Annotated in this window: 22 protein-coding genes; 15 read left to right on the top strand and 7 right to left on the bottom strand. The window is 33.3% G+C overall.

Features of this window, described 5'->3' with window-relative positions:
- On the top strand, positions 1 to 3,336 hold a 3,336-nt coding region (locus tag ACFWM3_RS21360), incomplete at its 5' end, for a hypothetical protein (RefSeq protein WP_390312853.1).
- Positions 3,337 to 3,918: 582 nt separating this feature from the next.
- Here ACFWM3_RS21360 and ACFWM3_RS21355 read toward each other — a convergent pair.
- Positions 3,919 to 4,677, bottom strand: coding sequence for a L,D-transpeptidase family protein (locus ACFWM3_RS21355; protein WP_286131678.1), 759 nt, complete (start codon positions 4,675 to 4,677; stop codon positions 3,919 to 3,921).
- A 243-nt stretch (positions 4,678 to 4,920) separates the two neighbouring features.
- On the opposite strand from ACFWM3_RS21355, the gene ACFWM3_RS21350 reads away from it, so the two are divergent.
- The 3 genes from ACFWM3_RS21350 to ACFWM3_RS21340 all read left to right on the top strand — a co-directional run bounded on the left by ACFWM3_RS21350 (position 4,921) and on the right by ACFWM3_RS21340 (position 6,697).
- Positions 4,921 to 5,103 carry a hypothetical protein gene (locus ACFWM3_RS21350; protein ID WP_390312852.1) on the top strand — a complete coding sequence of 61 codons (183 nt, stop codon included), beginning with the start codon at positions 4,921 to 4,923 and terminating at the stop codon, positions 5,101 to 5,103.
- Positions 5,104 to 5,278: 175 nt separating this feature from the next.
- Positions 5,279 to 6,151, top strand: coding sequence for a protease HtpX (gene htpX / locus ACFWM3_RS21345; protein WP_390312851.1), 873 nt, complete (start codon positions 5,279 to 5,281; stop codon positions 6,149 to 6,151).
- A gap of 135 nt (positions 6,152 to 6,286) precedes the next feature.
- Entirely contained in the window at positions 6,287 to 6,697 is a 411-nt protein-coding gene (locus ACFWM3_RS21340) for a hypothetical protein (RefSeq protein ID WP_390312850.1), read from the top strand.
- Positions 6,698 to 6,796: 99 nt separating this feature from the next.
- On the opposite strand, the gene ACFWM3_RS21335 is transcribed toward ACFWM3_RS21340, so the two are convergent.
- Complete coding sequence (locus ACFWM3_RS21335) at positions 6,797 to 8,233, bottom strand: glycoside hydrolase family 1 protein (protein ID WP_390312849.1); 1,437 nt, start codon at positions 8,231 to 8,233, stop codon at positions 6,797 to 6,799.
- Between the two features lie 240 nt (positions 8,234 to 8,473).
- Between ACFWM3_RS21335 and ACFWM3_RS21330 the strand changes: the two genes are divergently transcribed.
- Both ACFWM3_RS21330 and ACFWM3_RS21325 read left to right on the top strand, forming a co-directional pair.
- Positions 8,474 to 9,199, top strand: a complete 726-nt coding sequence (locus tag ACFWM3_RS21330; protein WP_390312848.1) for a MurR/RpiR family transcriptional regulator — start codon at positions 8,474 to 8,476, stop codon at positions 9,197 to 9,199.
- Between the two features lie 99 nt (positions 9,200 to 9,298).
- The gene (locus tag ACFWM3_RS21325; RefSeq protein WP_390312847.1) at positions 9,299 to 10,081 is read left to right on the top strand and encodes a class I SAM-dependent methyltransferase; all 783 of its coding nucleotides are present in this window, start codon (positions 9,299 to 9,301) and stop codon (positions 10,079 to 10,081) included.
- Between the two features lie 69 nt (positions 10,082 to 10,150).
- Here the strand turns inward: ACFWM3_RS21325 and ACFWM3_RS21320 are convergent, their stop codons facing one another.
- Positions 10,151 to 10,393: a DUF6429 family protein gene (locus tag ACFWM3_RS21320; protein ID WP_056470218.1), complete on the bottom strand. Its 243-nt coding sequence runs from the start codon at positions 10,391 to 10,393 to the stop codon at positions 10,151 to 10,153.
- 130 nt (positions 10,394 to 10,523) lie between these two features.
- Positions 10,524 to 10,769, bottom strand: coding sequence for a hypothetical protein (locus ACFWM3_RS21315; RefSeq protein ID WP_156339658.1), 246 nt, complete (start codon positions 10,767 to 10,769; stop codon positions 10,524 to 10,526).
- Positions 10,770 to 11,001: 232 nt separating this feature from the next.
- Between ACFWM3_RS21315 and ACFWM3_RS21310 the strand changes: the two genes are divergently transcribed.
- The 7 genes from ACFWM3_RS21310 to ACFWM3_RS21280 all read left to right on the top strand — a co-directional run bounded on the left by ACFWM3_RS21310 (position 11,002) and on the right by ACFWM3_RS21280 (position 15,321).
- Positions 11,002 to 11,427: a DUF7878 domain-containing protein gene (locus tag ACFWM3_RS21310; protein WP_056470217.1), complete on the top strand. Its 426-nt coding sequence runs from the start codon at positions 11,002 to 11,004 to the stop codon at positions 11,425 to 11,427.
- A gap of 205 nt (positions 11,428 to 11,632) precedes the next feature.
- Positions 11,633 to 11,998, top strand: a complete 366-nt coding sequence (locus ACFWM3_RS21305) for a hypothetical protein (protein ID WP_056470216.1) — start codon at positions 11,633 to 11,635, stop codon at positions 11,996 to 11,998.
- 129 nt (positions 11,999 to 12,127) lie between these two features.
- Complete coding sequence (locus ACFWM3_RS21300) at positions 12,128 to 12,508, top strand: VOC family protein (RefSeq protein ID WP_056470212.1); 381 nt, start codon at positions 12,128 to 12,130, stop codon at positions 12,506 to 12,508.
- 367 nt (positions 12,509 to 12,875) lie between these two features.
- Positions 12,876 to 13,025 (top strand): hypothetical protein, encoded by a 150-nt coding sequence (locus ACFWM3_RS21295; RefSeq protein WP_390312846.1) that lies wholly within the window; start codon positions 12,876 to 12,878, stop codon positions 13,023 to 13,025.
- A 130-nt stretch (positions 13,026 to 13,155) separates the two neighbouring features.
- The gene (locus ACFWM3_RS21290; RefSeq protein WP_390312845.1) at positions 13,156 to 14,217 is read left to right on the top strand and encodes a DmpA family aminopeptidase; all 1,062 of its coding nucleotides are present in this window, start codon (positions 13,156 to 13,158) and stop codon (positions 14,215 to 14,217) included.
- 121 nt (positions 14,218 to 14,338) lie between these two features.
- Positions 14,339 to 14,602, top strand: a complete 264-nt coding sequence (locus ACFWM3_RS21285; protein ID WP_390312844.1) for a hypothetical protein — start codon at positions 14,339 to 14,341, stop codon at positions 14,600 to 14,602.
- 173 nt (positions 14,603 to 14,775) lie between these two features.
- Positions 14,776 to 15,321 carry a hypothetical protein gene (locus ACFWM3_RS21280; RefSeq protein ID WP_390312843.1) on the top strand — a complete coding sequence of 182 codons (546 nt, stop codon included), beginning with the start codon at positions 14,776 to 14,778 and terminating at the stop codon, positions 15,319 to 15,321.
- Between the two features lie 175 nt (positions 15,322 to 15,496).
- Here the strand turns inward: ACFWM3_RS21280 and ACFWM3_RS21275 are convergent, their stop codons facing one another.
- Complete coding sequence (locus tag ACFWM3_RS21275; protein ID WP_390312842.1) at positions 15,497 to 15,877, bottom strand: hypothetical protein; 381 nt, start codon at positions 15,875 to 15,877, stop codon at positions 15,497 to 15,499.
- A gap of 262 nt (positions 15,878 to 16,139) precedes the next feature.
- A complete protein-coding gene (locus tag ACFWM3_RS21270) occupies positions 16,140 to 17,024 on the bottom strand; it encodes a LysR family transcriptional regulator (protein WP_390312841.1) in 885 nt (294 codons plus the stop codon).
- Positions 17,025 to 17,197: 173 nt separating this feature from the next.
- Here ACFWM3_RS21270 and ACFWM3_RS21265 point away from each other — a divergent pair, with 173 nt between their 5' ends.
- Positions 17,198 to 18,091 (top strand): DMT family transporter, encoded by an 894-nt coding sequence (locus ACFWM3_RS21265; protein WP_056470192.1) that lies wholly within the window; start codon positions 17,198 to 17,200, stop codon positions 18,089 to 18,091.
- A 143-nt stretch (positions 18,092 to 18,234) separates the two neighbouring features.
- On the opposite strand, the gene ACFWM3_RS21260 is transcribed toward ACFWM3_RS21265, so the two are convergent.
- The gene (locus tag ACFWM3_RS21260) at positions 18,235 to 18,570 is read right to left on the bottom strand and encodes a DUF7668 domain-containing protein (RefSeq protein WP_390312839.1); all 336 of its coding nucleotides are present in this window, start codon (positions 18,568 to 18,570) and stop codon (positions 18,235 to 18,237) included.
- A gap of 412 nt (positions 18,571 to 18,982) precedes the next feature.
- On the opposite strand from ACFWM3_RS21260, the gene ACFWM3_RS21255 reads away from it, so the two are divergent.
- Positions 18,983 to 19,468, top strand: coding sequence for a cysteine hydrolase family protein (locus ACFWM3_RS21255; protein ID WP_390312838.1), 486 nt, complete (start codon positions 18,983 to 18,985; stop codon positions 19,466 to 19,468).
- The last annotated feature ends 1,304 nt before the right edge of the window (positions 19,469 to 20,772 follow it).

The raw sequence follows: 20,772 nt of genomic DNA, 5'->3' as shown, positions 1-20,772 counted from the left end.
TCGACAGGAGAAAGAGGATCGACCGGAATAACGGGAACAACAGGAGAAACGGGAGTAACGGGTTCAACTGGCCCAACGGGAATAACCGGAGAAACCGGAGAAACTGGAGCAACCGGAATAACGGGAGTGACAGGAACAACAGGAATAACGGGAGTGACCGGAATAACCGGAACAACCGGAATAACCGGAGCGACGGGAATAACCGGCCCAACAGGAGAAGCTGGAGCAACCGGAATAACCGGAGCAACCGGAGCAACGGGAATAACGGGAGTGACGGGAATAACCGGCCCAACAGGAGAAACTGGCGCAACGGGAATAACGGGAGCGACGGGAATAACCGGAGCAACAGGACCAACAGGACCAACCGGAATAACGGGAACAACAGGAGAAACGGGAGTAACGGGTTCAACTGGCCCAACGGGAATAACCGGAGAAACTGGAGCAACGGGAATAACAGGAGAAACTGGAGCAACGGGAATAACCGGAGCAACCGGAACAACAGGAGAAACTGGGGCAACGGGAGCGACAGGAACAACAGGAACAACAGGAGAAACGGGAATAACGGGAGCAACAGGAATAACGGGAACAACCGGAACAACAGGAGAAACGGGAATAACGGGAGCAACAGGAATAACGGGAACAACAGGAGCAACGGGAGTAACGGGAATAACCGGAACAACAGGAACAACAGGAGAAACTGGGGCAACGGGAGCGACAGGAATAACCGGAACAACAGGAGAAACGGGAATAACGGGAGCAACAGGAATAACGGGAGCAACAGGAGCAGCAGGAGTAACGGGAGTAACGGGAGCGACAGGAATAACCGGAACAACAGGAGCAACAGGAATAACGGGAGCAACAGGAATAACGGGAGCAACAGGAGCAACCGGAGTAACGGGCTCAACTGGGTCAACCGGAGTGACGGGAATAACAGGAGCAACTGGCCCAACGGGAATAACAGGAGAAACTGGAGCAACCGGAATAACGGGAGCGACAGGAATAACGGGAGCAACGGGAGCAACAGGAATAACGGGAGCAACGGGAATAACCGGAACAACAGGAGAAACTGGCGCAACGGGAATACCGGGAGCGACGGGAATAACCGGAGCAACAGGCCCAACCGGAATAACGGGAACAACAGGAGAAACGGGAGTAACGGGTTCAACTGGCCCAACGGGAATAACCGGAGAAACTGGAGCAACCGGAATAACAGGAGCAACAGGAACAACAGGAGAAACTGGGGCAACGGGAGCGACAGGAATAACCGGAACAACAGGAACAACAGGAGAAACGGGAATAACGGGGGCAACAGGAATAACGGGAGCAACAGGAGCAACCGGAGCAACAGGAGTAACGGGCTCAACTGGGTCAACCGGAGTGACGGGAATAACAGGAGCAACTGGCCCAACGGGAATAACAGGAGAAACTGGAGCAACGGGAATAACGGGAGCGACAGGAATAACCGGAACAACAGGAGCAACCGGAATAACGGGAGCGACGGGAATAACCGGAACAACAGGAGCAACCGGAATAACGGGAGCAACCGGAATAACGGGAGCAACAGGAGCAACAGGAGTAACGGGAGTAACGGGAGCGACAGGAATAACCGGAACAACAGGGGCAACCGGAATAACGGGAGCAACAGGAGCAACAGGAGCAACAGGAGTAACGGGCTCAACTGGGTCAACCGGAGTGACGGGAATAACCGGAGCAACTGGCCCAACGGGAATAACCGGAGCAACAGGAGCAACGGGAATAACGGGAGCGACAGGAATAACCGGAACAACAGGAGCAACGGGAATAACGGGAGCAACGGGAGCAACGGGAGCAACGGGAATAACGGGAATAACGGGAGCAACGGGAATAACGGGAGCGACAGGAATAACCGGAATAACGGGAGCAACCGGAATAACGGGAGCAACAGGAACAACAGGAGCAACGGGAGTAACGGGAGCGACAGGAATAACCGGAACAACAGGAGCAACAGGAATAACGGGAGCAACCGGAATAACGGGAGCAACAGGAATAACCGGAACAACCGGAGTAACGGGAGCAACAGGAATAACAGGAACAACAGGAGCAACAGGAATAACGGGAGCGACGGGAATAACCGGAACAACCGGAGTAACGGGAGCAACAGGAATAACAGGAACAACAGGAGCAACCGGAATAACGGGAGCTACGGGAATAACCGGAACAACAGGAACAACCGGAACAACAGGAGCAACCGGAATAACGGGAGCTACGGGAATAACCGGAATAACCGGAACAACAGGCCCAACAGGATCAACAGGCCCAACAGGAGCGACGGGAATAACCGGAACAACAGGAGCAACAGGCCCAACAGGATCGACAGGAGTAACTGGCCCAACCGGAGCAAACGGCCCAACCGGAGCAACGGGAGTAACTGGGCCGACGGGAATAACAGGGACAACAGGAGCAACTGGCTCAACTGGCTCAACTGGTCCAACCGGGGTAACCGGGACAACAGGAGTAACCGGGGCGACGGGAGCAACCGGAATAACTGGGGCAACGGGAACCGGAGCAACGGGAGTAACTGGTTCAACCGGGGCAACCGGAATAACTGGAGTAACTGGTTCAACCGGGGCAACAGGAGCAACAGGAATAACCGGAGCAACTGGAGTAACTGGTTCAACCGGGGCGACGGGAGCAACTGGAACCGGAGCAACAGGAGCAACAGGAGCGACGGGAGAAAGAGGAGTAACAGGCCCAACGGGAGCAACAGGAGCAACAGGAGCAACGGGAGCAACAGGAGTAACGGGAGCAACAGGAGTAACTGGAGCAACTGGTCGAACCGGAGCAACCGGGACAACAGGAGCAACTGGAATTTCAGGATCTAATTCCAAAGCGATCATTTTTGGGGGTACTAACGCAGGATTTCAACGAATTGCTGGATCTCCCGGTGCAGATTCAATTACAATTCCATATGTAACTGCAGGTACAGGTAGTATTATTGGACTATCAAGCTCTATAAATGTAAATAATCTAGCAGTAGGAACTTATGAAATCGAAGTTTGTAATAATGTTCCTATTAATCTTTCTGCACCAGCTGCTGGTCAAATAATATCTACTATTACTTTAAATGTCCCTAATACCTTAACAGGAACTGTTATATTTTCTATCACGCCAAATGATGTAGGTGCACAGCCTGTAATTGTATTCAATCCTAATCCAGTTACATCAACGGCTACTGTCACATGGACTAGTACAACTCCAGGAAATCCAGTAGCAAGAACTAATGCAATTTCATTATATATAACACCTCAAATTACACAAAGTGCGATCTATACAGTATTTATTGCGACTACAATTTGATTACAATTAGTTATCTTATTAAGGTTCTCTTTTTTCAGTAGAGGACCTTTTTTTTATCCTAATAGTACAACTAAATACGATTGTAAAAATATTTTTCAACCATTAAGCTAAAATTGGAGTTTTGACTTTAAAGTTTTTAATCCAAGTTTAGATTTTATTGCCTACTTTTATCGTGAAGCAATTAAAAATGGAAATATAGATTTCCTAGATAAATATTTTTAGTTAGTTATAGACGAAACTAATTTGATAGATTTTAAAGAAAATGATCCTATTAGACAAAGATGAAATTTCGATACTCATATTGGAGTTGTTAAGCCACCTCAACACTTGTATGAATCTCTTAATCAAATTGTAGCTGGTTTTGTTCATGTGATAGAAGCTATTAGTATTGAAGGGAATATAGCGATAATATCTGGAAGTTTATCTTCTCATACAATAAAGGTGAATCAACGAAATTCATTGGAGCTAATGGGCCATATTGTTAATGGGTTTAAAATAATAGATTTAGTGTTTAGGTTTTTTTTTAAAAAATTACTAGAAATATAAAAAAAATAGAGGAATATCCTCTATTAAAAGCCGAGCTTATAATCCACCAAGTGCTTTAATCGTAGCAGGTCCTACAATACCATCTACTGTTAAATGCCGGTCTTTTTGAAATTTGCGCACGGCTTGGTCTGTGTTGTTCCCAAAGATACCATCGATCCCTTTTGTACTATAGCCCAGAGCTGTTAGCTTTTGTTGAAGTTTTTTAACTGTAGTACCACTATTTCCCTTTTTTAATACAGTTCCACTTGGGATAACAGCGTTTGAACCACCATTACTACTTGTTACCTTATACCCGTTTGCAATTGCTATTGAGTCAAAGGATTTACTTGAAGAAGTAATGACTACAGGTGTACTTAATTTAACCTTATTAAAAAGCCATTCGACTTCATTATTGTACATTCTAATACATCCATGACTTACATACTTTCCAATCGAACTTGTATTGTTATTACCGTGGATAGCATATGTCGTTCCCCATGTACCACGGGCATTTAATCCAAGCCAACGTTTTCCGAGTGGATTTCTTGGATCACCGCCAGGGATGTGACCTTTATAGTAAGGTCTATTTACAATCTTATTTACAATTTTAAACTTTCCTTCTGGCGTAAGAGATTGACTTTTACCAGTAGCTACCTTAAAAACTTTGTAAAGTTTACCATTTTCATAATAAGCTAATTGGTTTGTTGATTTATTAATAATAATGAATTGACTTGTAGCTGCCTGGGTAGGTTTTATACCAATACCAACAATCATAAGACAGGTTAAAATTAAAACAGTAAGCCATTTTCTTAGCAAATCCTTCCCTCCCAAATCATATTTTCAAAGTCTTAATCAATTAATCCTATGATTGCAGAAGTTGTCCATTTGTCATTTTTTTCAAATATGCTTAAAATAAATAAAGAAGATGACATTTATAATGGATTTTCATAGTTCTTTTGGTTTGTATGATCGGACGTAATATTTTCTAAGTAGTGCTAATGGCTTGTAAATGAAAAAAAGTATATTTAAATAGTATATTTAAATAGTGGAGGTGAATAGATGAAAATTAATAATTATATGCTTCAACTATCATTATTAATCATCATTATTTTTGGCGGGACTTTTATCATTCATTTAATTAAAACGGGTGAGCTTTTATTAGATCAAATAATTGGATTTTCAGTAGGGATTTTAATCCTATTATTTACTTTAATTTGGAGAAAATCTAACAAACTTTCATAAGTCATAAAATTTGAGAAATCTAAGATAACAAATTTCGAATTATATAGTAGAATGAATGAATATAAGTTTAAGAAATTAATTGTGTTCTTGGATTGTATAAGAAAGTAGACTCTATATTTAAGAATAAAAGTTAAATATAGGGGTCTTTCCAGTATTTAGTTTGGGAGGAACGATTTTGTTTAAACGTATTTCTTACTTTATTTTTGTTAATATTTTAGTTTTAATTACAATTACTACGATTACAACATTATTAGGTGTACCTCGATATATTGGTAATGGGGGATACTGGACACTACTTGCATTTAGTGTAATTGCAGGATTTAGTGGAGCGATTATTTCATTGTTATTCTCTCGTATAATGGCTAAATGGGTTATGGGTGTAAAATTAATTGATCCTCGTTCTCCACAAAATGAACGATTTAATTTTGTGCTAGAGGAGACATATCGTTTAGCAAAACTTGCTGGTTTAAAAAAGATGCCACAAGTAGGAGTTTATGATTCAGTAGAGGTTAATGCTTTTGCTACAGGACCTAGTAAAAGACGATCTTTAGTAGCTGTTTCTAGTGGAATGATTGAGACAATGGATCGTCCAGCAATTAGTGGTGTTTTAGCACATGAAATTGCCCATATAAAAAATGGAGATATGGTTACTACAACATTATTACAAGGTGTAATTAATACTTTTGTCGTTTTCTTCTCCCGTTTAGTGGCAAAAATTGTTTCTAATTTTGTAAGAGAAGAGTTATCTTATGTTGTTTATTTTCTTTGTTCAGTAGTATTTGAGATCGTATTTAGTATTTTAAGTAGTCCAATTATTTTCTGGCATTCAAGAAAAAGGGAGTTTAAGGCAGACAGGTATGCGGCAGAGCTTGGTGGAAAAGACAATATGATTTATGCTTTAGAATCATTAAGTCGAAATATTAGATTAGTTGATGATCGTCAAAAATCGATTGCAGCTTTTAAAATTAGCGGTAAAGAGAAATTTGCAAGATTATTCTCAACGCATCCACCATTAGAAAAACGAATCGAACGATTAAAAGCATTATAAAAGTTAAAGGCCTTTTGCATTTTACGATGTAAAAGGCCTTTATTTTTATTATTCTAAAGTAGATTAAGGTAATAGAAAGAAGGATTTCATTTTAATTTAGGGAATATAGATAATAAAAAGATGAGGTGTAGTTTATTGGAGAAAGAAAATATCGAAAATTTGAAAACTTCAGTATTTATCTTAGCTACGTTTATCTTCACCCTCGGAATAATCATATCTATTTCTATTATTAATTTTAATCACGCTAAAGCACATCCCAATATTATCAAAATTCCTAAATCAAAAAGTATAATTACACTAGTTAATAAACAAGAATTAATTAACGTAGATTCAAATTTAAAAACTCGAGTTTGCGAAGTTGTCGACCTTGCAAAAACAAATAATAAAAGTCAGTATCAAATAGTTTGTGATGATTCTGAGAAATACGGATTTATGGAAAAAGAAATAGTAGACAATAAAACTAACCCTCCATTGAAACTTGGTGATACTGTTTACTTAACTATTTATGAAGATGGTAAATTAATGGTAAAAATTGAAAATGAATAAGCAGTTATTAGTCTAACTAAAAAATTTAAAAGTAAAAAGTTACATCTAACTTATATAAAAGAAAGGAACTTCAAATTTGATGAAGTTCCTTTTTTAATATTATAGTTGATCTCCATTTGAAGCAATTACGTCTTTGTACCAGTAGAATGATTTTTTCTTTTTTCGTTCTAATGTTCCACTACCGTCGTCATGTTTATCAACATAAATGAAACCATAACGTTTTGAGAACTCACCTGATGATGCACTAACAAGATCTATGCAACCCCAGCTAGTATAACCCATCAATTTAACACCATCTTGAATGGCTTCTCCCATCGCATTAATGTGCTCACGTAAATAATCAATTCGATAATAATCATTAATTGTTCCATCATCTTCTACTTTGTCATATGCCCCTAGGCCATTTTCTACAACAAATAGTGGTACTTGGTAACGGTCATACAATTGATTTAAACTAATTCGTAAACCTACTGGATCGATTTCCCAGCCCCAGTCACTTGCTTTTAGGAAAGGATTTTTAACTCCTCCAATTAGATTTCCTTGTGAGCTTTCTAAGTCGGATTTTTCCTTTTTCTCGGTTCTAGACATATAATAACTGAACCCAATATAGTCAACAGTACCTTCTTTAATTAATTCTAAATCCTCATCATGCATTTCAATATTAATATTGTTTTCTTTAAAGAAGCGATTAATAAATGACGGATACTCGCCACGAACCTGAACGTCTGCACAGAAGTAATTAAAAAAGCGTTCTTCTTCAAGGGCATACATTACGTTGTTAGGATTCGAATCAAAAGAATAAACTGGAGCATATAAAATCATACATCCAATTTGAGAATTTGGAATAATCTCATGACAAGCTTTGACAGCAATACTACTTGCAACAAATTGATGATGAAACGCCTGAAATGTTGGTTGGTATTTATCTTTTTCTTCTTTTATCGAAAAACCAAGCCCCATTATTGGCATAATTAATCCACTATTAATTTCATTAAAAGTCATCCAATATTTTACTTTGTCTTTATAACGATTGAAGATTGCGTTTACGTATCTTTCAAAGAATGTTACTACTTCTCGGTTTCGCCAACCACCATATTGTTTTACAAGATTTACTGGCATTTCATAGTGTGAAATTGTCACAACTGGTTCAATGCCATATTTGTGAAGCTCGTCAAAAACACGGTCATAGAAAGCCAATCCATCTTCATTTGCTACTAATTCATTTCCATTTGGAAAAATTCTTGTCCAAGCAATTGACATTCGGAATACTTTAAAACCCATTTCCGCAAATAAAGCAATATCTTCTTTATAGCGGTGATAGAAGTCTATTCCTTCATGGTTTGGATAATCATACTTTGAACGATCTATCTCGAAATTGAATCCGGGTGACTGTAAAATATTCAGTCTTTCCTTCCCACCAGGAAGAACATCGGCTATATTTAAACCTTTATCCCCTTCATAAAATCCACCTTCCATTTGATTGGCAGCCGTAGCGCCACCCCATAAAAAATCTTTAGGAAATTTAGATTGTTTCATTTTTTTACCTCCTAATTTCTTTTTAGTAGTTTACATAAATCCATATTTTTAATTAATGAGAATATAATCGAATCATAACGTTAACGGAGATGTTAGTAAATAAGTGAATGGAATCTAGTTTTTATTCACAAAAGTAAATAATTGTTTCATACATGTAACGCTGTGTTTTTTATTTTGTATGTTAAGATAAAATAGATTAAATATATTTAGCACCTAGTAATAAAAGGAGAACGAACTAAAATGTTTTCAAATGATCAAATCGCGTCTTTTAATGAGTTAGAATTATCATTATATAATTACATTTCACAAAATATGGAAAAAGTCGCTTATATGCGTATACGTGAAATTGCAGATGAAACCCATGTTTCAACTTCAACAATTTTACGTTTTTGTAGGAAACTAAATTGCGACGGTTTTTCTGAATTTAAAGTAAAGTTAAAAATGTATTTGGAAGAGGAGAAACGGACCTTCGTAAAAAGTGCACAACATTCGCTAGTGGAATTTTTTGAGAGATCTTTAAAAGGGGATTTAGAAGAGAAAGTTAAAGAGGCTGCTATTGAAATAAACAAAGCAGAAAATGTAATTTTTATTGGAATAGGTAGCTCAGGTATTCTTGCTGAATATGGTTCGAGGTACTTTTCAAGTTTAGGAAAATTCTCCCTTTATATAAAAGACCCTCATTTCCCGATTCATTCTAAATTAACAAAAAATAGTATAACAATTGCTTTGTCAGTCTCTGGAGAAACTATTTTCACAGTAAATCATCTGAATTTACTTAAACAAGAAGGTTGTAAAATTATAAGCATTACGAACAACAAATTATCAACAATAGCCAAAATTTCTGATCTAAATATTCCCTATTATGTAACAGAAGAGTATTTTGAAAAAGCAAATATAACTACTCAAGTTCCAGTGGTCTATATAATTGAATCGATCGCTCGCGAAATCTACAGAATTAATCAATAAGTCAAATGGATTAGGGGATATACCTTATGTAAGAAGGAATTTTTCATAAAGTGATGAATAGTAATGATTCTGATTATGAGTAAAGGAGAATTTATATTTATGAAATTAATAGATCCTACATTACATGGAGATTGGGTAACACCTCATTCAACAAAATGGTACGAACAAATAGGTAAAATATATGGGGAATACACATATCCTTGGAATTCAACAATTACAGAGCCGAATGGGGAGTTAATTTTTAATAATGAAGTATTTGAAATGATTAATAATCAAATTGTATTAGATGTAGGGTGTGGACATGGAGATTTCACCATTAAATGTAGTGAAAAAGCGAAAAAGATTGTAGGATTTGATCTTACAAATGATTTTATAAAAAGTGGAAATGAAACGAAAAAACAAAATGTGTCTTTTATTGTTGGTAGCACAAAAAATCGATTGCCTTTTGAATCGGAACAGTTTGATTGTGCATATAACAGAAAAGGACCTACATCAGCTTATCAAGAACTTAAAAGAGTAGTAAAAAAAGGAGGCAAAATCCTTGGACTGCATCCTGGTGATGAATTAGGAACTGAACTACCTAGATTATTTCCTAATTTTTTTGAATCAATTAATAGTGAGAAACCAATTTTAAAAACGATAAAACAAAGAGTTGAACTAAGTAAGTTTGAAAGTGTAGAAATAGAAGTTATTAATAGTTTTGAATTTTTACATACGCCGCTTGATGTTTTAAAACTAAGATGCTTCGGCCAAAAACAATCGCTATTAAAAGATATAATAGAAAATAATTTGGCGGAAGTAAAACGAATATTTGAACAAAATACAACTAATGAAGGATTGCCAATCACTTTTTCACGTTATTTAGTTAGGGTTCAGATTTAAATTTATTAAAGAGGATAAAAATATCCTCTTTTTTTATTTGCTTTTAAAGTAAAGCGATAGAAGTAGTGGTTACTGCAAATTGATACTATATTTCTGCAATGATTTGTTTGCTAATTCTATTCCATCTTCTGTTATGTAAACTGATTTTGCACGATTACTAAAAAATATGAGATTATTATTCGCTAATTTATTTAATGTATCGAAAGGATATCCTTTCCAACTTCTGAGTGTAGTTTCACCTAGTTCTATTTTTTCTTCAAATGATGTTAAATATAATAATAATAAAGTTAATTCATCAATCTGTTCATGCATTTTAAATAATTCCTTTCTACATTTTAATAAAAAAGAAAGTAAGAATAACCTTCATTAGTATAAGGTTTAGTCTTACTTCGAATAAATAAACTATAAATTAATACATATAGGGCGAAAAAGTAATATAGTTTTAATCATTTACTATTGGCATTCGATCTCTATGACCACAAACGGGACATGTAACTAGCCGCTCATTTACTTTGCCGGTTTTAAATGCTAAAGCAAAATTTAATTTCGATAATTTAAAGCGACTGCTACAACGAGGACAAACAAAATGAGTCGTTCTTGTGCGAATATCTGAATATTTATAGATAAACACGAAGGCTAAAATTAATATAAGAATCGATTGAATTATCCCTGTAATAAATTGATTCAATTGTTATCCCACTTTTCTTTTTATTGATTTTAATATTATTTTTTATGTTTGCTATTTATAGAATGATACCTTTGAAGTTTTTGATTTCAGATCGTAACTAAAATTTACAATCGAAAATAAAAAGGTAAAAAAGAAAAATAAAAATGAGGGAAATACCAAAAATAGGAAACAATAGAAACTAAGTACTAAAATACATAAATAAAGATTGAACTACATACGAAAGGAGAATTTTATGAATATAAAATTTTTGTTTATATTAAATGATTATATACCTACGGAACCGGCTTATGTTGCAAATACTGGGAAATATATAGATGGGTCATTAAATATCTATTTAAATGATTCATTATTTTTTCATGATCCGAATTTAAATCTTACGGAGTTTGCGAGTCAATTGAGTGAATGGGTTCAAAATGTACAAAATGGTTTAAAGGAAAATATGAATTATGAATCGATTAATCGAAATGAAGATCTTATGAATTTCCTATATAAAGGAGATGACAAGTGGGGAATTTATTCGGTGTGGCAAATGTTTGAACCTACGGAATACGTTAAAACAGAAACATTAGTTGAGGGTGTAAATAGGTTTCTTACTGCGTTAAATGATGGACTTATTGAAATCAATTATGATTTTACGCTTGATAAATTTAATCAGTAATTTTTATTATAAATTTATGTTGTTTTACTAAAAAGAGTTGCAAGAGTAACTCTTTTTTTTTTGCATTTTGGTAGGAAAATTTTACTAAATAAAATTGCATATCATATGCTTAATATATCTTTTTAATTATTATTTAATGGTTTAAAAGGAGTAATAAGTAAGACGTTGAATTTTATTGGGAAATCGAAAAAAATTTGGAGGATTAATGAGAAAACTTCTAATTGTTTTAAGTGGTATATTCCTTTTATTTGGCTGTTCTATGAAATCAAGTACAGAGAGTAAAACTAGTAAAGTTGTTGGTATCATTGGTGTTACTTCCGTAGATACAATTATTTATTCGGCGGATAAAGATCATGATTTAATTAATAAAATCGAAAAAGGTTTTAAATTAAAAAAGATCGAGGATCAACAAATTGAATCCACTGATTTAAGGTTAGCTTTTATTGAGAAAGATGGTAAAAAAGAGGAATTTGAAGTAAATTACAAGCAAAGTATGTTTTGGCAAAATGGAAACGGATATAAACTTGATTCAAAGTTAACAAAACTATTACAGGAGCAGTTTAGGAATTAAAGGAGTTCAAAAAATTATCTAGAAATGAATAGTATTCAAATTTTTATTACTAACACTTCTATTTTCTAACTGGGATGGTCAGAATTATTGTTATGAACTAATTACTAATTATTTTAAGGAGAGAATGAAATGATTAATATGCTTGGTCAAGTAATGGTATATGTTAACAATCAAGAGGAAGCAGTGAACTTTTGGACTGAGAAAGTAGGCTTTACTGTGATTTCTGATAATAATAATGGTCAAGGAATGAGATGGATTGAAGTTGCACCGTCAAATAATGCTGAAACAAGTATTGTACTTCATAATAAAGAATTAATTTCTAAAATGCAGCCATCTCTTAATCTAGGTACACCTTCTTTAATGTTTTTTACAAATAAACTTGATGAAATGTATAGTGATTTAACAAACAAAAAGGTTACTGTTGGTGAAATTGTTGAAATGCCAAATGGAAGAGTGTTTAACTTTGCTGATGATGAACAAAATTATTTTGCTGTAATGGAAAAAAAGTAAAAGAATAAAGTAATCAAATAAGAAGATGAATTTAAAAGCACAGGGTAAAATTTTACTTTGTGTTTTTTTTTATAAATTTTAAATAAAAATCACTTTTACCATGAAGATAAAAGTGAAGTGTACCTGTTTGCCAATGCCACCAAGAAAACAAGGTTTATATAAAATATGTTAGGGAATGGGAATAGTTCTATTTTCTCATGTGGTAATAATTTCCAAGTTAATTAATTATATAAACCGGTAAATACTTTTTAGGTTGAGTATTGATCCTGGGCAAAAATTGAGAACATTTTTTATCAGTAAGTATCTAATTTTCTAAGTAATCTGTTAAAATAATTCGTAAGATTAATCATAAAGGAGAAATCAACTTATGATGAAAGTATTTTCTAATAAAATCGTACTTTTAGTCACTTCATTGATGATATTACTAATGATAAGTGGAGCATTAATTTCATTAACTTATATCCCTTTAAAAGTTAAAGAGAATCAAGAGAAAATAAAATTAACAGAAAGTGATTGATATTTCTTAAAAGAAGACCATTCTTTTTTACTAAAAAGCTCTGAATAAGGGCTTTTTGTACTTTAGAAATTAAAATCACTTAATTAAATGCTACTACAATTTTTGAATAGGAAGCTGGAGGGAATTTATAATGAGTCAAAAAAGAATCAGAGATTACGGTGTTAATATTGGATATCTAGAAACAGGGGAACTAAATTCTATTACGGATGTTGAAGGAGTTACTGTAGGTCATGTAACGATCAGTGATCATGACATCCAAACTGGCGTTACAGCAATATTTCCTCATCAAGGAAATCTATTTAAAGATAAGTTAATCGCGTCATCTCATGTTATTAATGGGTTTGGTAAGTCGATGGGAACGATTCAGATTAATGAGTTAGGAACGATCGAAACGCCAATTATTTTAACAAATACACTAACTATTGGAACAGCCGCAGACGCTTTAATAGAATATATGTTAGATCATAATCCTGAAATAGGTCGTACGACAGGAACTGTTAACCCAGTAATATGCGAATGCAATGATATGCTTTTAAATGATGTGCGAGCAAGATATATTACGAAAGACCATGTTTTTCAAGCATTAAGTAACGCTTCTTCAGATGTGAAAGAAGGAACTGTTGGAGCAGGAACGGGGATGCTTTGTTATTCACTAAAAGGTGGGATTGGTACAGCTTCCCGAGTTATGAAAATGGAACATGGTACTTATACAATGGGTGTTTTAGTCTTATCTAACTTTGGGATTTTAAGCGATTTAAAAGTAAATGGTAAGCCTGTTGGAGCAGAATTGCGTGATTTTATCTTAAAGGAACGAGACGAACAAGATAAGGGGTCAATCATTATGATTGTTGCAACGGACCTACCCGTATCTGAAAGACAGCTAAATCGTATAATCAAAAGAACAGTTACAGGTTTATCAAGAACAGGCTCAATTATTACAACGGGAAGTGGCGAAGTCGTAATTGGCTTTTCAACTGCAACCAAAATACCTCATGAAAAAACATCGCATTGCATTACAGTTCCGACTATACACGAAGAAGATATTGATCTAGCATTTAGAGCAATTGGAGAAGCAACAGAAGAAGCAGTTTTAAACTCTTTAGTAACAGCAACACATATCGTTGGAAGAGATGGGAATGAAAGACCAGCTTTTAAAGATTTAATAGAAAAATACAATATTAACTTAATATAGACTTTGGAATTCCAAAATCTAAATAGAAAGAATAGACTTCTATAAAGTTCTAATAACGTAATAAATTTCATAAAATACTCTTAAACTTAAAGATGGACAAGCATTAAGTTAGGAGGATACTATGAAAAAAATTGTATTTTTTGTTTCTACATTTGTCATTTGTTTAGGTGTTAGTTTTTTAGCTTTTGATCAAATTGGTTTAAAAAAGACTAATGTAAAAGAACGCATTCAGATTAAAATTCAAAATGAAGAAATTGCCGATAAAAATACAAATATATTGAAACTACCTTTGCCAAATGCAGATCAAAGAAATTATAGTGTAAAAAAATTACCGACTAATGGCAGTCAATTAGAAATAAAAAAATTAAATAATAAATCATCATAAAGTATAGCGAAAATTAACCGAAAAAATGACAGACCTAATGGTATATTAAAGGACTGTCATTTTTTTATTTCGGTTAGAAACGAATACGTTTAAAGAAAAGACTTTAAATCATCTGATTTGATAGAAAGATAGATGCTATAATCGAAAAGGAATAACTACTGGAGGAATATTGTGTGAACATTTTTGACTATTTAGATGAATTGCAAGTAGATCTAAAAGAGAGAAACCTTGGGGAACTTGAAGAGAAGTATTTTAATAGATGTAAGCAATTAGCGGGGACTGAAAGGGCTAATAAAATAAGGCAAATTGATTTAAACGACTATAAAAAAGAATTGAAAATGGGACTTGATCAGTCAATAAAAATTGCTATTGAACTAGATTCCAAAGCAATCTATTTTGAATATGATTTAGATAATAATTGGGAAAGTGCATTTTACATTTGTGAAGAATACAATTCGTTAGTAGACGATGATGATGATTGGGCTTGTAATTGGATCGAGGACATTGAAGGACCAAGATTAGAACAATTTGGTGAAATTTATGAGCTAGATGGTTTTGATCGTAGTAAATTAGCAATCGGTACAACAATTTACCTAGTTGCAAGAACAGTTATAACTTACATAAGAGCTTTAAATGAGATACCTAATCAAATTTCTATTCCTATATGCATCGCATTTCACGACCAAGACCCAATTATAAGAATAAAAGAGGAGCATTGATAACTATATCGATGCTTTTTACTATTTCTAAATCTATTAGCACTGTTTTGAGTGCATCTTTTATTATTAGGCTCTGTTAAATTTAAATGTTGATTTTTTGTGTAAAAAAAAGGTTATCTAATTAGACAACCATAGGAACGATTATTGAATTAATGCAATGCTTTAGTTTCATAAGTCATATAGAGTTAGAGTTATTTTTTTCTTCACAAAATTGCATAAGTGCTTCGTGCATTTCTTTTGGTTTTTCTATCGTATTCCAATCTATGTTGCCACTATATCTCCAAAAAATATTTTTTAATGGAAGTTTATGTCTCAATCTAACTTGCTCTTCTTTATAAATAAATACTCTAATATATGTTGATTTTGTAGTCATACCAAAAAAAGATTGCTTATAAAATCCTATTTCTTCAATTTCATCCCAAAAGATACTATTACCTGTTAAATCAACAACTACTCTTTTTTCATCCCAATAGACTCCTTCACCTCTTTTTCTGGAGGAAAAGTTCTGATAAGAATTTAAAAACAATAAAAAAATAAATATAATTGAACCAAGCAAATAGAGAAAATCTGAAACAGTAAATCGGGTAATAGAAACACGCGAATTTTCTACAAAAGAAGTAATTGATCACTTTACTGGTAAAGAAAAATTGACTGATGATGAAGTTGAAGAACTTAAAAGAGCAGCGAAGTACAATCGAAATACTTAACCTTTATACCAAAAACAGAATCTCCATATTGAAGATTCTGTTTTTTCTTATGTAGCTAAAGCATGCTTTAGTTGCATAAGAAAAAGTGGTTTTTATTAAATAAAAGATGTCCTATTCAGACTGTTCAATTGTCAAACTTCTATATGATAAATATTCTAAAAATCTCTTGGCTGCAAGTGACAGTGATTTTTCCTCTCGCATAGCAACACCAATATTTCGAAAGGCAGGTACTTCAAGCTCCTTCGATATTATTTTGTAAGGAATCCGTTGTAAAATTAATTCAGGCAATATACTGATTCCTAAACCGTTTTCTACCATAGATAAGATGGCATAGTCATCCCATGTTGTAAAATGTATTAATGGTGATATTTGATGTTTTTCAAAAATCTCTGATATTTCTGCTTTTCCTCCTTTTTCTAGTAACATAAATGGACTGTTCAATAATTCGCTGATTGGAAACTTGTCACACTTAGCAAGTGGATGGTCTTGAGGAATTACTGCCAGCAAACGGTCTTGCTCCACAAAAATTGTTTCAATTTCTACTTTTGTCGGTAACCTTAAAAATCCAAAGTCGACACGTCCTTCTACAATCCAGTTTTCAATTTCAGAATAATCGCCTAACAGCAGTTCAAAATCAATATTTGGATAATCCTTTTTAAAGAATTTAATCATATTGGGTAACCAATGAGTTGCCACGCTTGAAAAAGTTCCGATACGGATCATTCCTGATTTCATATCATGTAAGTCTTCAACCTGCATACGTAAAATTTCATGCTCATTACAGATTCGTTTTAACTGAGGCAATAATTTTAAACCATCAGATGTTAAATTGATCCCGGTACGTCCTCTTTCAAAAAGAGTAATTTTCCATTCTGCTTCTAAATCACTAATCATACGACTGATACCAGACTGTGTATAATTTAATGCATCAGCAGCTCCTGTAAAACTTCCATATTCAACTGCTTTGACAAATGCCATATATTTTTGGATATTCATAACTCGACCTCATTTACATTCGATTTTGTCATATATAACATGATAAACATTCAATTTTGTAATGTTTATAATTATGCTATGCTAACCCTATTCAAAATTCAAGTTTGAAAGGGATGGGGAAGTAATGATAATTTATGTGAATGATATTATGGAAAAAGTACCTGGATTGACCGATGAAATCTAAAATACAGTTTATATTATCAATGATTATTTTTGGTACAATAGGTTTAGTTGTAAGATATATTGATCTATCTTCAAGCGAGACGGCTTTACTAAGTAGTTCAATCGGATGTTTATTTTTAATGTTCGTGTTTTTTGTGATGAAAAAAACTATTCCGTGGGAATTAGTGAAAGCAAATGCTTCCGTTATATTTCTTTCTGGAATTGCACTAGGTGGAAATTGGATTTTCCTGTATAAATCCTACGACTATACGACAGTCACAAATGCAACATTAGCGTACTACTTTGCACCAGTTTTTGTTATGATTCTCTCACCTGTAATCCTTAATGAACAATTATCTATCAAAAAGGTTGTTTGTATTGTTGTTGCAATATTAGGTATGTTATTGATTGTTGGAAACGGTATAAGTGCATCTGGAAAAGGTGATCTACTTGGAATCTTTTTTGGATTAGTTGCAGCAGCATTTTATGCTGCATTAATGTTATTGAATAAATTTATTAAAAACATAGCCAAGTTAGAGATTACAATCATCCAACTTGGAATAACTGCTATACTTCTTTTGCCTTATGTTCTGTTTACGGAGGGATTCGGCATCTTAGAAGTACCAAGATCATCTATATTCTTTATTATACTGTTAGGCATTATTAACACCGGAGTAGGATTTTGGTTGTTTTTCTCAGGTATGCAAAATTTAAAAGGTCAGAGCATTGCTATGCTAAGCTATGTTGATCCATTTGTAGCTATATTGATTTCAGGGGTAATCTTACAAGAACAAATGACCATTATTCAAATGATTGGTGGAGCATTGCTATTAGGTTCCACATTTGTTAGCGAAAATCAATCAATGAAATTTTCTAAACTACAATTGAGAAAAACAGCTAAATAAATTAATAAACAGTGAGAAGCATTCGTTTCCCACTGTTTTTTATTTATAGTGTTTTAAAACAACACATGGTTAGGTATAGAATCATGGAAATTCACTCCAGATTTTATGTAACTAAGGCACTGCGTTAGTTCAATAACGACAAACTATAAAACGTGTAAATTTGTGATTGAAACCGATAAAACGTTATCTGATTGGTCGATTATTGCTTCACAAGACAATGTTAAGTCACTTTCCTCATTATCAATCCAAAGTTCAAATTCCATTGAATATCCTTCGCCATAATTGTACTCCAGATAGTTAATATTCTCGTAAGCTAAATCAGGTGGAATTGTAAGTATCCCCCAGTAATTTAGTTCTTCTTTAATGTCCTCAATTGTAAGTTCTTCGATTAGTTTGGAACTAATTTTTACAAAATCTTTATTTACTAAATCAAAAACAGTTTCTTTAAGTAATAATTTCAATTTTTCTTTCAAATTCATAATTCCACCACCTATTATGAATTTAATTATACAGTTTCTTATTGCACTAAACTGCCATTTACTTGAATAAGGAAAAGCTACCGAATCAGCTTAAAGGTTGTTCAGCGATTGCAAGCTTTAGCGAAATGAGTCTCATAATAAACAGATCATTAGGAATAACAAGTTTAAAAATAACTATTGTAATTAAAACAGGACCGACAATATAAAGAAACTCCTCTTTGAAAAGCACTATTTTTCTGTTAATTATATCAATTCAATACTTATTATAGTTTGGGGGATTTCTACCTTTTTCAATAAAATTTTCAATTGTTCTAAATCAACTAACATGCCATTTTAAAAAAAAAGTAGGATTATAACAAAACAAATAGAATAATTATTTAAAAGGAATATAAAGTGTCATGGAGGGTAAATAATGAAAATTGCTTTTCTTATTATTGATATGCAAAAAATATTTTTAGAGGATAAAAAAGAATCATTGAATGTCGAAGGTGCATGTGAATATATAAATTATGTTGCTGACTGTATCCGTTCTAAAAATCACATAGTTATACATGTCCAAGATATTGAAGGAGCAGAGGAAATAAACTCTGAATTACTATCTTTTATCCCTGAAATTAAAGTAGAAGAACAAGATATTTGTGTTTCAAAAGAACATTCAAATGCATTTTGGAATACTGAATTAGAGCAGATTTTGAAAGGAAATGACGTTGAGCTAGTTATAATAGCTGGATTTGCAGCAGAACATTGTGTTCTATTTACTTATAATGGAGCTAGCGAAAGGGGATTTAAACCAGTCTTATTGAAAAATGGAATACTTAGTACAAAAAGTGATGTAATAACTCAAACGTATCGTGATCGAAACATTATTTCATACAATGTTGTCCCATACATTATTTAGTATAAAAGTAGATTGATAACATAAAAAAGTGCTCTTATAAGTCATGGTAATTTTAGCATTATTTTTATTTGGAGAATAAACAAAGAACCACAAGGTAAAATGTGGTTCTAATTTTATTTATTGGAAATTAATAGATACGGATTAATTCATAAATATCAGAGTCAAATCGAACTCTTGTAGCCTTTATTCAATTCGTTCAATTTCTTGTATTTCTTCTCGTATTTCTCCATACCACTAAAATTTAAAGTTGAGTTTCCCATATTTCCTAAAAGTTAAAGAAATATGGCAAAGATTTGATGGATAAAAAAAGTGCAAATTACTATTTTAGTAATTTGCACTTTTTAATTACCAAGAATATGTTTTTACTAATTTAAAACCTTCATTAAATTTAATTGGATTCCTTGTATCTTTTAAAAACGTTTCAAATTCATCAATACTTTTAAAATTAACAACAGGAGTTTCAGGAGAAAGTTCCGTTGTTAATGGCTGTAGATTGTATTGGCTAAACAAATTGTTAATTCTTTCTTCTTCTTGGTTAGTTACAGATACAACTTTAGCTTCTTCTAATGTTGTAACCTCATACTTCGCTTCAGTAACCCCATCCAGTATTTGCGGTTCTTCTGCTTTAAATGGGGATACAACAAATAAAAATACTAAACAAAAAGCAATACAAAATGAAATCTAATATTTTTTCATAATATTAGATCCTTTAGTTTATATATATTTTTTCTTTCTTTTTACGATATTAACAAATAAACCAACAGTCGCAATAAGTCCCGCAAAATTTAAAAATTGCCAAAGTATATCGAACATATAATCACTTCTTCGTATAGATTTATAAATATTGTAAACTACCAACTACCAGAGAAGACTAATATTTTATGCATTTTCATATATCCGACTGGTGTTAGTTAATATCGTAACAATATTAATCGAAGCGCTTCTATATAAAACTATATCTGTTAATCCTACGCAAGTCGATTCCTTATTTGTGATAAAAACAGTCAATATTGGAATGTTATTACATGGGGATATTTGGTATAATTAAAACCTATCGTTGACAATTATTGGATAGATAGGGTTAGAACTGTTACGCCTTTAGGTCAAAAAATCCTAAAGATCGTTTGATAATTAAAGGACATTTAATTAATGCTTTGGATTTGAAAACCCACTTTTTTTATTTTGAACATATTACTTTTTAGAGAGGTACAATATGAAGAATACATTAAAATTTATATTAGGTGCTGTTTTTACTTTTCTTATCTTCACTTTAAATTACAGTGATTTAAATATATATATAAAAA

It is taken from the genome of Gottfriedia sp. NPDC058432 (assembly GCF_042721555.1).
In the GTDB taxonomy this organism is placed as follows: Bacteria; Bacillota; Bacilli; order Bacillales; family Bacillaceae_G; genus Gottfriedia.
This window is presented reverse-complemented; position numbering and strand designations above follow the sequence as displayed.

What these genes read in the sequence shown, in the direction of transcription:
- ACFWM3_RS21330 (WP_390312848.1), top strand. Translation starts at nt 8,474, where the DNA reads ATGTTTTCAAATGATCAAATCGCGTCTTTTAATGAGTTAGAATTATCA.
- ACFWM3_RS21310 (WP_056470217.1), top strand. Translation starts at nt 11,002, where the DNA reads ATGAATATAAAATTTTTGTTTATATTAAATGATTATATACCTACGGAA.
- ACFWM3_RS21260 (WP_390312839.1), bottom strand. Translation starts at nt 18,570, where the DNA reads ATGAATTTGAAAGAAAAATTGAAATTATTACTTAAAGAAACTGTTTTT.
- ACFWM3_RS21270 (WP_390312841.1), bottom strand. Translation starts at nt 17,024, where the DNA reads ATGAATATCCAAAAATATATGGCATTTGTCAAAGCAGTTGAATATGGA.
- ACFWM3_RS21335 (WP_390312849.1), bottom strand. Translation starts at nt 8,233, where the DNA reads ATGAAACAATCTAAATTTCCTAAAGATTTTTTATGGGGTGGCGCTACG.
- ACFWM3_RS21255 (WP_390312838.1), top strand. Translation starts at nt 18,983, where the DNA reads ATGAAAATTGCTTTTCTTATTATTGATATGCAAAAAATATTTTTAGAG.
- ACFWM3_RS21320 (WP_056470218.1), bottom strand. Translation starts at nt 10,393, where the DNA reads ATGCATGAACAGATTGATGAATTAACTTTATTATTATTATATTTAACA.
- ACFWM3_RS21305 (WP_056470216.1), top strand. Translation starts at nt 11,633, where the DNA reads ATGAGAAAACTTCTAATTGTTTTAAGTGGTATATTCCTTTTATTTGGC.
- ACFWM3_RS21285 (WP_390312844.1), top strand. Translation starts at nt 14,339, where the DNA reads ATGAAAAAAATTGTATTTTTTGTTTCTACATTTGTCATTTGTTTAGGT.
- ACFWM3_RS21350 (WP_390312852.1), top strand. Translation starts at nt 4,921, where the DNA reads ATGAAAATTAATAATTATATGCTTCAACTATCATTATTAATCATCATT.
- ACFWM3_RS21295 (WP_390312846.1), top strand. Translation starts at nt 12,876, where the DNA reads ATGATGAAAGTATTTTCTAATAAAATCGTACTTTTAGTCACTTCATTG.
- ACFWM3_RS21290 (WP_390312845.1), top strand. Translation starts at nt 13,156, where the DNA reads ATGAGTCAAAAAAGAATCAGAGATTACGGTGTTAATATTGGATATCTA.
- ACFWM3_RS21325 (WP_390312847.1), top strand. Translation starts at nt 9,299, where the DNA reads ATGAAATTAATAGATCCTACATTACATGGAGATTGGGTAACACCTCAT.
- ACFWM3_RS21265 (WP_056470192.1), top strand. Translation starts at nt 17,198, where the DNA reads ATGAAATCTAAAATACAGTTTATATTATCAATGATTATTTTTGGTACA.
- ACFWM3_RS21300 (WP_056470212.1), top strand. Translation starts at nt 12,128, where the DNA reads ATGATTAATATGCTTGGTCAAGTAATGGTATATGTTAACAATCAAGAG.